The sequence below is a fragment of the Streptomyces sp. NPDC005485 genome, from assembly GCF_040606085.1.
Lineage (GTDB): Bacteria > Actinomycetota > Actinomycetes > Streptomycetales > Streptomycetaceae > Streptomyces.
The window spans coordinates 39,824-55,384 of record NZ_JBEXDZ010000031.1 but is presented as its reverse complement, the minus strand read 5'-3'; the positions used below and the strand labels follow the sequence as shown (position 1 = coordinate 55,384).

The 15,561-nt window shown below is 69.6% G+C and carries 11 protein-coding genes; 7 read left to right on the top strand and 4 right to left on the bottom strand.

Annotated features, from left to right (window positions below):
* Positions 1 to 6 precede the first annotated feature (6 nt).
* A complete protein-coding gene (locus tag ABZS97_RS13575) occupies positions 7 to 1,125 on the top strand; it encodes an acyl-CoA desaturase (protein ID WP_356137065.1) in 1,119 nt (372 codons plus the stop codon).
* A gap of 301 nt (positions 1,126 to 1,426) precedes the next feature.
* Complete coding sequence (locus ABZS97_RS13570; RefSeq protein WP_356137063.1) at positions 1,427 to 1,870, top strand: adenylyltransferase/cytidyltransferase family protein; 444 nt, start codon at positions 1,427 to 1,429, stop codon at positions 1,868 to 1,870.
* 158 nt (positions 1,871 to 2,028) lie between these two features.
* Here ABZS97_RS13570 and ABZS97_RS13565 read toward each other — a convergent pair whose 3' ends face one another.
* Positions 2,029 to 3,948: a hypothetical protein gene (locus ABZS97_RS13565; protein WP_356137061.1), complete on the bottom strand. Its 1,920-nt coding sequence runs from the start codon at positions 3,946 to 3,948 to the stop codon at positions 2,029 to 2,031.
* Positions 3,949 to 4,254: 306 nt separating this feature from the next.
* On the opposite strand from ABZS97_RS13565, the gene ABZS97_RS13560 reads away from it, so the two are divergent.
* Together ABZS97_RS13560 and ABZS97_RS13555 are read left to right on the top strand one after the other, a co-directional pair.
* Positions 4,255 to 5,025 carry a calcium-binding protein gene (locus ABZS97_RS13560; RefSeq protein WP_356137059.1) on the top strand — a complete coding sequence of 257 codons (771 nt, stop codon included), beginning with the start codon at positions 4,255 to 4,257 and terminating at the stop codon, positions 5,023 to 5,025.
* Positions 5,026 to 5,178: 153 nt separating this feature from the next.
* Positions 5,179 to 7,563 (top strand): Helicase associated domain protein, encoded by a 2,385-nt coding sequence (locus tag ABZS97_RS13555; protein WP_356137057.1) that lies wholly within the window; start codon positions 5,179 to 5,181, stop codon positions 7,561 to 7,563.
* 103 nt (positions 7,564 to 7,666) lie between these two features.
* Here the strand turns inward: ABZS97_RS13555 and ABZS97_RS13550 are convergent, their stop codons facing one another.
* On the bottom strand, positions 7,667 to 8,410 hold the full coding sequence (locus tag ABZS97_RS13550) for a TetR/AcrR family transcriptional regulator (RefSeq protein ID WP_356137055.1): 744 nt from the start codon (positions 8,408 to 8,410) through the stop codon (positions 7,667 to 7,669).
* Positions 8,411 to 8,616: 206 nt separating this feature from the next.
* Between ABZS97_RS13550 and ABZS97_RS13545 the strand changes: the two genes are divergently transcribed.
* Both ABZS97_RS13545 and ABZS97_RS13540 read left to right on the top strand, forming a co-directional pair.
* Positions 8,617 to 10,188, top strand: coding sequence for a carboxylesterase/lipase family protein (locus ABZS97_RS13545; RefSeq protein ID WP_356137091.1), 1,572 nt, complete (start codon positions 8,617 to 8,619; stop codon positions 10,186 to 10,188).
* Between the two features lie 167 nt (positions 10,189 to 10,355).
* Complete coding sequence (locus tag ABZS97_RS13540) at positions 10,356 to 11,084, top strand: hypothetical protein (protein WP_356137053.1); 729 nt, start codon at positions 10,356 to 10,358, stop codon at positions 11,082 to 11,084.
* A 181-nt stretch (positions 11,085 to 11,265) separates the two neighbouring features.
* On the opposite strand, the gene ABZS97_RS13535 is transcribed toward ABZS97_RS13540, so the two are convergent.
* Both ABZS97_RS13535 and ABZS97_RS13530 read right to left on the bottom strand, forming a co-directional pair.
* Positions 11,266 to 11,928, bottom strand: coding sequence for a response regulator transcription factor (locus ABZS97_RS13535; RefSeq protein WP_356137051.1), 663 nt, complete (start codon positions 11,926 to 11,928; stop codon positions 11,266 to 11,268).
* Positions 11,903 to 13,075, bottom strand: coding sequence for a sensor histidine kinase (locus ABZS97_RS13530; protein ID WP_356137049.1), 1,173 nt, complete (start codon positions 13,073 to 13,075; stop codon positions 11,903 to 11,905). Before ABZS97_RS13530 ends, ABZS97_RS13535 begins: the two co-directional genes overlap by 26 nt.
* A gap of 175 nt (positions 13,076 to 13,250) precedes the next feature.
* Here ABZS97_RS13530 and ABZS97_RS13525 point away from each other — a divergent pair, with 175 nt between their 5' ends.
* Positions 13,251 to 15,521, top strand: coding sequence for an MMPL family transporter (locus tag ABZS97_RS13525; protein ID WP_356137047.1), 2,271 nt, complete (start codon positions 13,251 to 13,253; stop codon positions 15,519 to 15,521).
* Positions 15,522 to 15,561 lie beyond the last annotated feature (40 nt).

Genomic DNA, 15,561 nt, shown 5'->3' with positions numbered 1-15,561 from the left:
AGCACCTTGACCGCCATCGACCCCACCGCCCATCTGACCGCGGAGCAGATCGAGGAGCTCGGCCGCGAGCTGGACGCGATCCGCGACGAGGTGATCGCCGCCCGCGGCGAGAAGGACGCTGCCTACATCCGCAAGGTCATCTCGACGCAGCGCAGGCTCGAGCTGGTCAGCAGGGGCGTGCTGCTGTTCTCGATCTTCCCGCCCGCGTGGCTGATCGGCACCGCCGGTCTGTCCGTGGCAAAGATCATGGACAACATGGAGATCGGCCACAACATCCTGCACGGTCAGTGGGACTGGATGCGGGACCCGAAGATCCACTCCACCACCTGGGAGTGGGATCATGTCTCGCCGTCCGAGCAGTGGAAGCACTCGCACAACGAGCTGCACCACACGTACACCAACGTGATCGGCAAGGACAACGACCTCGGCTACGGCATCATGCGCGTCGACGAGGACCAGAAGTGGCACCCGTTCCACCTCGGCCAGCCGCTGTGGAACTTCCTCAACGCCTGCTTCTTCGAGTACGGCATCGCGGCGTACGACCTGGAGCTCGGCAAGAACCTGCACAAGCGCCGCCGCAACAATCCGGAGTTCCGCGCGCGGGCCAGGGCCGTGGGCCGCAAGATCCGCAAGCAGGTCCTCAAGGACTACGTGATCCACCCGCTGCTGTCGGGCCCCTCGTTCCTCCCCACCCTCGCCGCCACGTTCACCGCGAACCTGGTCCGCAACATCTGGACCCACTCGGTCATCATGTGCGGGCACTTCCCCGAGGGCGTGCAGGTCTTCGAGCGCCGGTCGATCAAGGGCGAGACGCGCGGACAGTGGTACCTGCGCCAGATGATGGGCTCGGCGAACATCAGCGGCAGCAAGGCCATGCACTTCATGACCGGCAACCTGTCGCACCAGATCGAGCACCACCTGTTCCCGGACCTGCCGAGCAACCGGTACGCCGAGGTCGCCGTGAAGGTGCGCGCGTTGTTCGAGAAGTACGAGCTGGAGTACGTCACCGGGCCGCTGCCCAAGCAGGTGTTCTCCGCGTGGCACAAGGTCTTCCGGCTCTCGCTGCCGAACAAGAAGCCCCAGGTCAAAACGCCGGACCGCGAGCGGGAACTCGTCGCGGCCTGATCCCGTACCGGCGGCACCACCGGGTTCGGTGAGATCCGTTGCGGACGGCGGGCGACCGCGACGGCAGACCCCGTAACGACACTGGATCCGAGGCAGACGCGGACGGCGCGACGCCGCTGCTGCCGAGCACTCGGTTTGCCGACGGGCGGGCTGAGCGGGACGCATGGGGCTGTGACGTGGACACTGCCGGAACCGATGCTCTCCGACCCTGCTCTGCTGCCAGGGTGGGCGAGCGGAAGTGATGGACAGGGTTTGCATCTCGCCGTTGGCCAGCCGGACGATGCGGAGAGGAACAACAGCCGTGGCCGACCATGCTGAGACGACCAACCAGCCGAATGTCTACGTCGACATGGTGGGTGATCTCTTCCACCCGGGACACGTGGCGCTCCTCAAGGCCGCGCGCACCTTCGGAGAACGGTTGATCGTCGGCGTGCTCTCGGACGAGGTGGTGACCGAGTACAAGCGCAGGCCCATCATGACCCTGGCCGAGCGGGTCACGGTGATCGAGGCATGCCGATACGTCGATGCAGTGATACCGAACGCTCCGGAACGCGTGACGACTGAGTTCCTGGACGAACACGACATCGCGGTGGTCGTGCACGGGGACGACATCTCGCCAGATGCCATCGATGAGGTCTTCGGGCCGGTGGCCGCTGCGGGGAAGTTGCAGCTTGTGGGGTACACGGCGGGTGTCTCCACCACTGACCTCATCGGAAGATGCCTGGCGCGAGGCGTTTCCTCGTGATCTTCGCGTGATGCCGCTCGGCGGACGCGGGTCACTGCAGTTCAGGACACACGGTGCCGCGACATCACCCGTTGGATCGCCGCTGTGTGGCAGGGGTCTACCGCGGTGTGCCGGAGTCGGCATCGGACCGCCACGGCCTCAGTGCGGGGTGTCGGTGTTCAGCGCAGGGCTGCCACGGCTGCTTCGGCCGCGGCCAGGATGCGGTGCAGGACGGGGACTGGGATCGCCGGGTTGGTGACCGCTGCGCATGCCGTCTCGCGGTCGTGCAACAGCCCGGCCAGGACGCGGGCCGGCAGTCGCGGATTGCGCACGGCGGTGCCGCGGACGTGGGCCTGCGGGTCGTTCAGCAGCCGCATCGCGTCGGCCGGTGAAAGCCGGGGGTCCTCAGCCGCGCGGCGGCGCACCTCGGCTTCGGGATCCCGGGCCAGGCGGGCGACGTCGGCCGGTGTCGACTCCGGATCGTCCAGGGCCAGGCGGCGCATTCGCCCGCTGGGGTCGGCGGCGTAGCGCAGCAGGCCCGCACGAGGGAAGTTGGGATGGCTGCGCGGCCGGTCGGGGTGGCTGAAGCTGCCGTCCCACCAGCGCCAGACTTCCAGCAGCAGGTCGCCCGGCGCGTCCTCACACGATTCGGCGAGGAACAGACGGACCACCCGGTCCCCGTCCCGCGACAGGCGCGCCACAACATCCGGCGGGAGGTGCCGGGCTCGAGCAACACTGCGGCGGATCAGCGGGTGGGACGACGCGGCGAGACGGCGCATTGCCTCGGCGTCGCCGTGCAGGGCCTCGACCCAGGGCACGGTGTGCGACATCGACGTCGGGTCGAAGTCATGGCGAACCGTGGCACGTTGCTCCTCGGTGAGGTCGGGGCGCAGCGCCACCGCGGAGCGGATGTCGTCCTGCGGGTCCTCCGCCAGCGCGGCGACGCCAGGCCGGCCCAGGCCCGGGTTGGCGGCCAGCGCCCGACGTACCTCCGCGTCCCCGTCCCGGACCAGCTCCGCCTCCAGCCCGGGCGTGAGCCGGCACCGTTCCAGGGCTCGCCGTGGGTCCGGCAGCGCGGCGAAAACCTCGCGAGGCATGGGTACGCCGGTGTGGTGGGCGAGCAGCGCAGCCGTTCGCACCGCGTAGTCGGTGTCGGCGAGCAGCCGCTCCCGCAGCGACGCAGCGAGGTCGTCCCAGCGGGCACAGGCCGCCGCCCGCACACGGGGATCGGTGTCGGCCGCGAGGTCAGGGAGTTGCTGTGCGGGGAGCCCTGGGAGTTCGGCGGCTTGCGCGCGGGACGGGTCGGCGAGGAGGTCGTCGTACACGTCGTCGGGGAGTTCGGCGCCCCAGATGCAGGCGCGCTCCGCCCAGAGCACGCGTCGGTTGGGCGACGGCTCGGCGCGGACCAGGTGTACCCACTGGTCGGACGTGAGCTTGGGCCGGAAGGTATCGGCGGGCCTTGACCGCACCCGCGGATCGGGGTGTGCCAGGGCGGCGTCGAGGACGGCGGGCCGGTCGCATCCGTGCAGGAAGCCGTCCTCCACATCCAGCAGCCGGATCAGCAGTTCGTCCGTCGCGGTCGAATTGAACCCGATGCCCTCCGCCCAGTGCAGAGGCCACGCACGTCGGCCGGGCACCGCCGCCCACACCTCGGCGCGCTCGACCTCCGTCTCACGCCCGGCGGCCACGGCGGCCTCCTCCAAACGCTGCGGCAGTCGGTCGAGGGCCGTCACCCGGGGCCCACCCACGTCGGGCACCTCCGCCAGCAGCACCTGCCCGTCGAGGGAGAGCGCCACGAACCCGGGGTCGCCCGTCAACTCCGGCACGCCGCTCCCGGCATGCCGGACCCGGGTCCACCAGGAGTCGTTGCCGCCGATCCGGTGCCTGAGGACGGCCACCAGGAACTCGCCGTCGACATCGCAAAGACGGCGCCACCACGCGGCATCGAGCCCTTCCCGGACCACTCCGTCCGGCGCCGCGATCCCCCGCGCGATCCGCCAGCCGGCTTCCGGCGGGAACAGGCTGCCCGGGCTCACCTCCTCGACGACCGTGAGTCCGGCGCGTGCGAGTAGCTCGTGAAGTTCCTCTCGGTGCTGCACGCGGTCATGATCCCTGCCGGATCGTGGTGCGACAAGGTCCTCAGTCCAGGCCCAACCGGCCATCGGTGAGGCCGGGCCCCAGCTTCAGTGCGGATCGCGTCTACGCCGGCGGCGCCTGGACGGCCGCGGCGCGCCCGGCGGCGCGGTCTACGTGACGTACGGCGCAGACATGTTGGCGCCCCTTACGGGAGGTGCAAAGGACCCCGGTCGTGGTACCCCGGGCGGCAGTTGTGACGACCGGGCGCATACGATGCGCCCACCCCGGAGCGACGCGGGTTCCGTCGTCACTCGACCTGTGAGGAAGCCATGCGCATATCCGTCCTCGGTGCCACGATCGGCGCCCTGGCAGTCACCGCTGTCGGTGTGCCGGTCGCTCATGCGGACGGCGCGCCGCCGGTCATCCTCGATGTCACCGTCAATGGCGGAAAGGACGTGGTGATCGGCACCTCCACCAAACTGATCACCGCCACGGTCACCGCGAGCGACGCAGCCACGATCACCAACGGCTCGGTGACGTTGTTCCACGGCGGCACCGACATGAACGACGACGAGTTCGACGCCGTCCTCCATGCGACCAAGAACCAGGCGTCCTGCTCCCGAGTGAGCGGTCACACCTGGAAGTGCAGCCTCCTCATCAACGGCAATCCGACTCTGATCAAGAATTCCGACGCCGGAACCTGGCACGTCTATGCCCAGGCATACGCCGGCCCCAGCTCGTACACGACACTGACTCCCGATCCGGCCCTGCGTGTGCTGCGAGCGTCGAAGCTGACCGTGAACGCGTCCCCGGAGCCGGTGAAGGAGGGCAGGACGATCACGGTCGCCGGGAAGCTCTCGCGTGCTTGGTGGGACGACGAACTCGCGTACCACGGGTACGCCGGCCAGCTGGTCAAGCTGCAGTTCCGCAAAGCGGGGACGAGCACATACAACACTGTCAAGTCCGTCCACACCGACGCGTCCGGCACGCTGAGGACGACGGTCGCCGCCTCCACAGACGGCTACTGGCGCTACTCCTTCGCGGGTACCTCGACGACGGCCCCCCTCACGACAGCGGGCGACTACGTCGACGTTCGATAGCGGGATGCACGGCCCGCCCGGCGAGCGGCACTCTGGCTATCCAGGCCGCGGCGCCCGGCATCAGCCGCGGCACCGGCCGCTCCTACGTCGACCATGCGCTGGACTTCACTTCTGACGAAGCGCCGCACTCCACGAAGAGGAGACCATGGCGGCATGACAGTGAAGTTGCGTGACCACCAGATCGAGGCCGTTGCCGCCATCGTGCGCGGTCTCGATGTCCCGCCGGGCGGTATCCCTTTTCATGGGCTGCGCGGGCAGGTGCACGCCGCGTGCGGGACGGGGAAGACTCTCATGGCGGCCGCGTCGGCGAAGCGGCTGGTGCCCAGGGGGCGCGTCTTGGTGCTGGTGCCGACGCTGGATCTGCTGGCGCAGACGGTGAAGGCGTGGCACGAGGCCGGGCACAAGGGGCCGGCGGTTGCGGTGTGTTCACTGCAGGACGATCCGGAGCTGTGGAGTCTGAAGGTGCGCTCCACGACTAACCCGGTGCAGTTGGCGCTGTGGCACGGCCAAGGGCCGGTCACCATTTACGCGACGTACGCCAGCCTGGGTGTGCTGGCTGAGGCGTTCGAAGGCGTGTACGGGCAGCAGTTGACTCCGGTGGACCTCGCGGTGGTCGATGAGGCGCACCGGACGTCGGGTTCGATGGGTAAGGCGTGGGCGGACGTCCACGATCAGAGGGTCATCCCGGCGTACCGGCGGTTGTACATGACGGCGACGCCGCGGATTTGGCAGGAGCGGCCGAACTGGGAGGTTGCTGAGGGGGTGCGGGAGGCGCTGGTGCAGGAGATGGCGGCGTCCATGGATGACGAGGCCGTGTTCGGGCCCGTGTTGTACAAGCTCAGCCTCGCGTCGGCGGTCTCGCGCGGTCTGCTGGCGCGCTATCAGATCATCGTGCTGGAGCTGAAGGACCCGGTCGTCACTCCGGAGCGGCTGATGGGTGAGGAGCGGCGCAGCGAGGAAGTGCGCGGTCAGCGGCTCGGGGCGCTCCAGGCCGCGCTTCTGCACACCATGAGCGAGCATCAGCTCCAGTCGTGCATCACCTTCCACCACAGGACGATGGAGGCGGCGGCGTACGCGGAGGGCCTGGAGCGTGTGGCGGCGAAACTGCACGCGAACCAGCCCGAGATGTACCCGTCGAGGATCTGGGCCGACTGGCTGTGCGGCGAGCACGTCCCCGAGCGTCGGCGCGGCGTCCTGGGTGAGTTCGGTGCCACGACGCGGCGTGCTGTGCTCTCGAACTGTCGCGTACTGGGCGAGGGTGTCGACATCAAGAGCGTGGACAGTGTGGCCCTGTTGGACCCGAAGGGTGCGCCGCATGACATCGTCCAGGCCATCGGGCGGGCGCTTCGGCAGAAGCCGGGACAGGGAAAGCTGGCCTCTCTCATCGTTCCCGTTTTCCTCCAGCCGGGAGAAATGCCGGAAGACATGTTCACCTCCGGGTCGTATCGGCCTTTGGTGAAGGTACTTGAGGGCCTTCGGGCTCACGATGAAGAGGCCGTGGAGCTGCTCGCCATTCCTCAGGAGCCGCAGAAGGACGTGGCGCAGCCGTCCGAGTACATCGGTGCGGCGCCCGGGGACGGCGAGGAGGAGTCGCGTCTGCTGCTTCGTTTTGCGGCTCCCCGAGATCCGGTGATGGTCGCGGACTGGGTGTCCTTCAACGTGATCGACACAGAGAAGCAGGACTGGGCGCGCGGCTGGGCGGCCCTCAAGAAGTTCACCGAACGTGAGGCTCACGCCAGGGTGCCGTACGGGTACAAGGAAGGCGCCTACCCGCTCGGGCAGTGGATCGCGGAACAGCGACGGGCGTACGGGGGAGGGCAGATGACCGGCCAACGCGCGGCACGGCTGGAGAAGCTCGGCATGGTCTGGAGCCTGGTGGACGAGCGGTTCCAGGAGAACCTGGAGGCCGCCCGGGTGTACTTCGAGGAGCACTGGACGTTGTGCGCTCCAAGGTCGGCGACGGCGCTGGACCGACCGGTCGGGCAGTGGCTCTCCAACCTCCGCCGCCCCGCCGCGCTGGCCGAACACCCCGAGTGGGAGGCGGCGTTGAAGGAAATCGACGAGGACTGGAACCCGGCATGGCCGGCCGACTGGCAGCGGCACTACGCCGCGCTGCGCGAACTCGTACGCGACGAGGACCGGACCGACGTCCTGCCCGGCGTCACCGTGCACGGCATGGATGTCGGGCGGTGGCTGGCCAAGCAGCGCAAGCCGGAGGTCTGGCAGGCCCTGACAGGCGGACAGCACGAACGCCTGGAGCAGCTCGGCATCACGCCGCTGCCCCCGGAGCAAGAGGCGCCCGCCAAGGCGGCCTCCGGCACCTTCGAGAAGGGCGTGGCGGCCCTGGCGCAGTACAAGACCCGCACCGGTACCGTCACCGTCCCCAGGGGACACGTCGAGACGATCGTGGTTGACGGCCAGGAACACCCTGTGAAGCTCGGAGTGTTCCTGTCGAACAGCAAGAGCCGCCGTGCCAAGCTCACCGCCGACAAGCTCCGTGCGCTGGCCGCGCTCGGGCTCGGGTGGGCGGCAGCCTGATCATGGGTTTCCCTGGCCGAACCGGGCCGTTTGCCGGCAACACGACAGCCCTTCCGGTGTTTCGGCGTCCATAGCTGTGGTTTTCCGCTTGTTGAGGCGCAGTTCAGTGGGCTTTCGTTCGTTGAGCGATCAGGACCTCGATTCCGTCCAGGATCCGGGTCAGGCCGAAGTCCACGTCGTCGTCGCCGATGGCGTCGTCGTATTCGTTGTGCGTCATCATGGACGCCAGAATCGGATATCCGTGCTCATGCAGGAGCGGTTGAAGGAACCGTGTCACGGCGGCCGACTGAACCGGAGCCGCACTGCTGTTGCGTACGTCGCGGCGGGCACTGGCGATGCGCCGCGCGTAGCCGTCGAGCAGCAGCGCGCACCCTAGCGATTCGGCAGAGCTCAACCCGGCGCCGGTGAGCGCTTCGAGCAGCACTTCTGTCCAGCGCAGCAGGTTCGGGGTCGCGGGCGCCCCGCGGATGGGCAGGTCGGGCAGCCATGGATGGATGTCGCATCGCTCGATCATTGCCCTGGTCCACCTGGCGGCCGCGGCTCGCCACTGGTCCGTGCCGGTTTCCAGGTCCGGCGCCGGGCCCCACGCGGTCTCGGCGGCGAGCACCAGCAGTTCGTCCCGCGAGCTGACGTACCGGTAGATCGCGTTGGCGGTGAGCCCGACCCGTCTGGCGATGTTCGGCATGGACAGGGCCGCGAAGCCTTCCTCGTCGGCGAGCCCGACAGCTGCTTCGACGATTCCCTCGACGCTCTGCGAGGGCTTCCGGCCCAGTCGCCCCGTCTTGGTGGTCAGCCCCCAGGCCAGGACGAGGCCAGGTGGCAGCCGCTCGTCGTCACTTGTCGGCATCGGGCTCATCTCCATGTCTCGTCCACACGGCATTGACTTTGTGAGTGCCTCACACTTTATATTAGTGTGGACCCCACACGAACTGTTTGAGGATGTGAACGCGCGTGAATCCCTTAGGCCCGGATCTCTCACCAGGACAGCGCAGGAGGAAGGTCCCGGCGCGGCCGCGGCTACGGGCCCTGCTGACCGCTCTGCTCTGCGGCGCCATGATCAGCGGCGCAGCCGGATCCTCGCAGGCAGCACGTCACGCCGAGGGTGGCCAAGGCGGTCCTGCCACCGTGGTCAGGACGGACGCCGGTTTGGTCGAAGGCAGCTTCGGCACGGACACCCGGATGTTCCAGGGGATCCCTTACGCCGCCCCGCCGGTCGGACAGCTGCGGTGGGCATCGCCCCAGCCGGCCGCGTCCTGGCCAGGCGTACGGACCGCGACCGAACCCGGCAACCGGTGTGCACAGGCAGCAGGGCTCATCGACCAGCCGAGCAGCAGCGAGGACTGCCTCTATCTGAACGTCACCACGCCTCTGCGCAGCAGCGCCCGCAATCTGCCGGTGATGGTGTGGGTCCACGGCAACGGCTTCATCAACGGCGCCGGGAGCCTCTACGACGCACAGCGCCTGGCCAGCAGGGGCAAGGTGATCGTCGTCAGCTTCAACTACCGGCTCGGTGTCTTCGGATTCCTCGACCATCCCGCGCTCGACCACGGTCTGGCCAAGCACCTGTCGGGCAACTTCGGCCTGGAGGACCAGCAGGCCGCGCTGCGGTGGGTGAGGCGCAACGCGGCGGCATTCGGCGGCAACCCGGCGAACGTCACGCTCTTCGGCGAGTCGGCCGGCGGCACCAGCGTCTGCGCGCATCTCGTGGCGCCGGGGTCAGCGGGCCTCTTCCACAAGGCGATCCTGCAAAGCGCCCAGTGCACGGGACGCAAATGGTCACCGGGTCCGGCGACCTGGTTCCCGCTGCCGCGCGCGGAGCGCGAGCAGCACGGGCTTGACGTAGCGGCCCAGGTCGGCTGTTCCGACCTCCGGACAGCGGCTGCCTGTCTGCGCGCCCAACCAGTGGAGGAACTCCTCAAGTGGTCCGACTACGGACTGGGATCCGGACCCACGGTCGGCGCCGGCATACTGCCTGCGAGCCCCGAACAGGCCTTCGCCACCGGCCACTTCAACCGGGTCCCCATCATCCAGGGAACCACCCGGGACGAACATCGTCTGTTCACCGCGGCCATCGAAGCCGTGACCGGCCAGACGACGACCGACACCGGCTACCGGCAACAGATCCGGACACTCTTCACCCCGACCGACGCGGCCCGCGTCCTGATCCGCTACCCCACCGACCGCTTCCACTCCCCTGGCGAGGCGCTGTCCGCCGTCATCAGCGACTGGGCCTGGGGGTGCACGGTCCTCGACCGGGACCAGACCCTGGACCGGCAAGTGCCCACCTATGCCTACGAGTTCGATGACAACGAAGCTCCCTGGTTCAGCACCCTCAAGAAACCCAATTTCCCCACCGGAGCGTTCCACGGCAGTGAACTGCAGTATCTCTTCGCCGACGAGCAGCTCCCCGGTCCGGCCACACCCGCTCAGCACCAACTCGCGGACACGATGGTGCGCTACTGGGCCCAGTTCGCCTACACGGGCGACCCGAACGGCCACGGCGCGGCGCCCTGGCCCCGCTTCGGAACCGGCCGGCACGTCCAGTCGCTGCAACCGGGAAGGACGGAACCGGCCGATCTCGCCCAGGAACACCAGTGTCGCTTCTGGAAGACCATCGGCAGCTGACGGCTTCCACGGAGCTGTCCTCCCTGGGCCCGCAGCCCGTCGGTCTGCGGCAGCTCCTACCCGCAGCAGCAACCCTGTTGGGCAGTCCCAGCCCGGGGGAAAACCCCCGGGCAGAGTGGGGGCGGCCATGAGTGACGTGGCTCTCGCCCGCTGGGATGGTGCTGGGCATGAAGCCGACGATGAACCGCATGGCAACTCCCACAACTCCGATGACGCGGGCGACTTTGACCGTCCGTCTGATGTTCGCCGCCGCACCGGCGTGCTTTCTGGCCGGGTGGCTGCTGATGCGGCCGATCGGCGGGCAGGCGGAGCCGGGGGGCTGGTGGACGGCCGCGCACGCGGTCTGGCTGGCGGGGTTCTTGATGTTCGCGGCAATGAGCCTGCACTTCGGCCGGCTGGTCACCGGGGGCAGTGCCGCAACGGCGGGACTGACGGCTGGGCGCAGGGCTGCGCTGCGGGCGAGTGTGGTGGTGGTCCTGCTCAGTTCGCTGGCGAACGTGGTGCAGTTGCTCCTGGATCTGGTGGGCGGGTTCCGTGCTGCGAATCGGACGGAGTTGCAGGACATGTTCGCAGGGGTGAAGGACATTCCCGGTGCGGAAGCGCTGATCTACGGTGTCGGGGCCCAGCTCGTCTTTGTCGGTCTGGTGGGGTTCGCCGTACTGGCCGCGGTCGCGCAACGGGCCGGGGCGTGGACGGCGGCGCTGGTGACTGCAGCCACGGTGGTGTTGGCGGTCGCGATGGGATTCGGACGCAATCACTGGCTGGTGCCGGTCGGTATGACCCTCCTGCTGGCCGGACTCACCGTGCTGGGCGGACAGTTGGCCGAACGTTCGGGCGCACCGCGCGAGTCCCGCCGGGCGCCTACGGCGTGGTTGTCGCGGACACCTGCCAGCTGATTGCCGACTTGCCCAGACCTGCTCTGCCGCGCCCAGGGGACGGCGGCCGAGCAGGTAGCCGAATGCGAGCGACCCGACGACGACCAGGGCGCGTATCGAGTCGTGATCATCGGGCGGTCCTGCTGCTATCGGGTGTCTCACCGTCCCAGTTGACTCAAGGGACATGGCCCGGCACCTCGGCTCAGGTTCCGGGGAGGATACGGCGCGTTTCGTAGGCCCACATCGCGATCTCGACCCGGTTGCGGGCGCCGAGTTTGGCCATCAGGCTGGCCAGATGCGTCTTCACCGTGCTGAGGCTGATGTGCAGTGCATCGGCGATCTCGGTGTTGGTCAGACCGCGAGCGACGGCGAGGAGCACCTGCTCCTCACGGGCGGTGACGGGGGAGACCGGCTGGGCCACGGGCCGGCTGGCGGGCAGGTCCGCGAATGCCTGGAGCAGACGGACGGTGACGCTGGGCGCGATGAGCGCCTCACCGTTGGACGCCGACCGTACGGCCTGGGCCAGAAGGTCCGGTCCCGTGTCCTTGAGGAGGAATCCGCGGGCGCCGGCACGCAGTGCGCCGTAGACGTACTCGTCGAGGTCGAACGTGGTGATGACGACCACGGCCAGCGGGTCGGCGACGCCGGGGCCGGCGACCAGCCGGGTGGCCTCGAGCCCGTCGAGCCCGGGCATGCGGATGTCGAACAGGCAGACGTCGGGACGCAGTTCGCGGGCCAGACGTACCGCTTCCTGTCCGTCGGCGGCCTCGCCGACCACCTCGATCCCGGGCTGGGCGTTCAGCATGATCCGCAGCCCGGTACGGATGATGGTCTGGTCGTCAGCGAGTAGGACGCGGATGGACACCGCTCTCCGTCCTCCCTCTCGGCAGCTCGGCTTCGACATGCCAGCCCTGGTCGGCGCCGGGGCCCGCTTGTAGCTTGCCGCCGAGCAGGGCAGCGCGCTCGCGCAGTCCGGCAAGTCCGTATCCGTCGCGGCCTCGGCCCGTGCGTTGGCCATTGTCGCGCACGCTCACCCGTACCTTGTGCCGTTCCGCGGTGACCCGGACGACGACCTCGGTCGCGTTGACCGCATGGCGCATGGCGTTGGTCACCGACTCCTGCACGATGCGGTAGACGGCCGCGTCCACGGCCGGGGGCAGCGATTCCAGTTCGCCGTCCAGCCCCAGGTCGACCCTGAGGCGGCCACCCGGGGTGCGCACCAGGCGCTCCAGATCCGCGACACCGGCAGGAGGCGCCAGCTCGGCGCCGGCCCCGCGGTCGCGCAGCGCGGCGACCATGGCTCGCATTTCCTCCAGCGTGCGCGCACCCTCCTCCTCGACACCCTCCAGCGCCTCGACGGCGGCAGCCGGGTCGGTGCCCGCGAGCACCCGGCCCGCCTGGGCGATGATCACCATGGCCGACACATGATGGGCCACCGTGTCATGCAGTTCCCGGGCGAGCTGCTCGCGCTCGCGGGAACGTACCTTCTCCAACTGCCGCTCGCGAGCGGTCGCCAGGAACCGCACGGCGGCCCCGATCAAGCCGGGCAGGAACAGGAAGACGAAGCCCCCCACCTGTTCGGCGGCCGGGGTGTCGTCCGTAACGGCCGACATGGCGAAGGCCCCGAGGATCACCGCGCCGCCCAGCACGATCTCCCGTCCCGACCCCCACCGGGGCAGCGCATACACCAGTACGAGCACGATCGCGCCGGTGTTCAGGCCGACGGGCTCGCTGGGTGCGGCGACCAGGGAGGCCACCTGGAGCAGGATCACCGAGCCGAACGCCAGCACGACCATCGCCAGCGGGCGGGTCCGGCGCCACAGGGGCAGCACGCACAGCCAGACGGCGAGCACCACGGCCACCGGCCGCCACACCACGTCCTCGCGCAGTGCGGCCTCCAGCACCACACCGCCCAGGCCCGCGCCGAGCAGTGCCCAGTCCCGCCACACCCGGGCGGGCGCGTCGGGCGGCCGTGGTTCGGTCCACAGGGTTCGAAGGTCGTCTCGCAGCACGGTTCTCAGCCTAGGGACCGCGCCGTGCCGCGCATCGGCCGAAAGGACGGGGCGCTACTCCGTCCTGGGGCCGACGGATCCGCGGCCCGCGAGCCGATGTCCCGCGGCGCCGCGGCGACGAGCCTCGGCATCGGCGGCCGTACAAGGACGGCCGACGAGGTGGTTGGAGGACCCGATGCTCTCGAAAGCCCTCTTGCGCGTGGGCGCAAGCGCCGCCCGCCATCCCTGGCGGGTGATCGCGGCATGGCTGATCGCCGCCACGCTCGCCGTCCTGGCCGCGGTCACCGTCGGCGGGCGGACCGCGGACTCGATGACCGCGCCGGGACTGGACTCCGGGCGGGCCGCGGAACTGATCGAGCGGGCCGGCACCGGCCAGGAGGGGATGACCGCCCAGGTGGTCGTCACCCCCCTCGACGGCGGGGCGACGTTCCTCGACCACGGCAGCGCGCGCACCGCGCTCGCGCGGCTCCAGGACGAGGTGAGGCGGCTGCCTCACGTACTCGGCACGACCGACCCGGCGGGGGCACTCGACACAGGCGGCGACACCGCCGTGCGCGGCGGCCTGGTCTCGGCCGACGGACGGATCGCCGTCGTCCGGGTGCAGTACCCCGACCAGAGCCGGCTGTCGGCCAAGGACCTCCACGCCCTCGTCGATCTCGGCGACCGGCTGCGCGGCGAGCTGCCGCTGCGCATCGAAATGGGCGGGAACCTCTTCTACGTTTTCTCCGACCCCGACGGCGGCGCGAGCGAGCTGATCGGCCTCCTCGCCGCGGCCGCGATCCTGTTCCTGGCGTTCGGTTCGCTCGTCGCCGCCGCGCTGCCGATCGGCATGGCGGTCTTCGGGCTGACCGTCGGAGTCGCCACGATGACGGTACTCGCGGGGATGACGGACGTCCCGACCTTCGCCCCGGTCCTGGGCAGCATGGTCGGGCTCGGTGTGGGTATCGACTACGCCTTGTTCGTGCTGGCCCGCCACCGGGAGTACCTCGCGCGCGGACTCGATCCCCACGAGGCGGCCGGACGGGCGGTGGCCACGGCGGGGCGCCCGGTGGTCTTCGCCGGCGGCACCGTCGTCGTATCGATCCTCGGACTGGCGGTCGCGAACGTGCCGTTCATGACGGTGGGCGGGATCGCCGTCTCGATCGTCGTCCTGATCATGGTGGTCGCGTCGGTGACACTGCTGCCGGCCTTCCTCGGCGCCGCCGGCATGCGCCTGGCCCGGGCCGGCCGGATCGGCAGGGCTCTTCAGAGGCGGAAGCCGGCCCGACTCGCACAGTGGCGGGACCCGGCGGCAGGCGCCGCCCACGCCGCCGGGTGGCGGCGCTGGATCGGGCACGTCAGCCGGCACCCGGTGCCGTACGCGGTCGGCGCGGCGGGGCTGCTGCTGACCGCGACGCTGCCCCTGCTCGGCCTGCGCGTCGGCCTGCCCGACGACGGCTCACTGCCCCACAGCCGTACCGAGCGCCGGGCCTACGACCTCGTCGCCGAGGGGTTCGGCCCGGGCACCAACGGTCCCCTCGTCATCGCCGCGGACCCCACCGGTGATCCGGGAGTGCTGGACCGACTCGTCAAGGCGGTCGCGGCGGATCCGGGCATCGCATCCGTCGCGCCGACGCACATCGATCGGGCCACCGGCATCGCGACCCTCGTGGTGTTCCCGACCACCAGCCCTCAGGACGAGGCCACGGCCGACACCATCGCCCGGCTGCGCACCGACGTGCTGCCCAAGGCGATCGGGCACGGCCCGGCCAGGGCCCACGTCGGCGGCGCCGCCGCGAGCCTGTCCGATGTGGGCCAACGCACCAGCCAACGCCTGCCGGTGCTCGTCGCCGCCGTGCTGGCGATGTCGTTCCTGCTGCTGATGCTGGTCTTCCGCTCGATACTCGTACCGCTCAAGGCGGTACTGCTGAATCTGCTCAGCATCGGCGCGGCATACGGAATCATGGTCGCGGTCTTCCAGTGGGGCTGGGGAGGCGCACTCATCGGGCTGGAAGCGACGGTTCCGATCGTGTCGTTCATCCCGATGTTCCTCTTCGCCATCCTGTTCGGCCTGTCGATGGACTACGAGGTGTTCCTTCTCTCGCGCGTTCGCGAGGAGTACGTGCGCACGGGCGACAACCGCACGGCGATCGTCGAAGGCGTCTCGGGCACTGCGCGGATCATCACGTCGGCCGCGCTCATCATGGTGACGGTCTTCCTGTCCTTCGCCGTCGCCGACGACCCGTCCACCAAAATGTTCGGGCTCGGCCTGGCCACCGCGATCTTCATCGACGCCACGGTCGTACGCATGGTGCTGGTACCGGCAACCATGACACTCCTCGGCCGGACCAACTGGTGGCTGCCGAAATGGCTGGACTGGATGCTTCCCCGCGGCCCGGTCGACACCGACGACACCGACGCGGAATCCACAGGTGAAGCCCCGCGTCCACGGCTGGTTGACCGTTGACTCAACTCCTGCCCGCCCGTGGCGTCCGGCACCTCAGCGC